Genomic DNA, 200 nt, shown 5'->3' on the forward strand with positions numbered 1-200 from the left:
GCCCCGCCCGTGCCCCCTTCCGGTTCCGCGGAGGCGCCGTCGGAGGCCGGCATCCGCCATGTCTCCGACGGCGACTCGGGCGGCTCGTACGTGGACCCGATCGCCGATCCCTTCGGCGACCCCGGCTACGAGCCGTACGACTACCTCCCGGCGGCCTGGGAACCCTCCCCGCCGCCTTCCACCGACCAGAACTGACCGAC

Annotated in this window: 1 protein-coding gene; it reads left to right on the plus strand. The window is 74.0% G+C overall.

The window, feature by feature from the left end:
- The coding region (locus CCN56_RS41365) for a hypothetical protein (protein WP_218779515.1) at window positions 1–195 on the plus strand (195 nt) is incomplete at its 5' end.
- Window positions 196–200: the final 5 nt, after the last annotated feature.

This window comes from Streptomyces sp. NRRL B-24572, from assembly GCF_002156145.1.
Classification (GTDB): domain Bacteria; phylum Actinomycetota; class Actinomycetes; order Streptomycetales; family Streptomycetaceae; genus Streptomyces; species Streptomyces vietnamensis.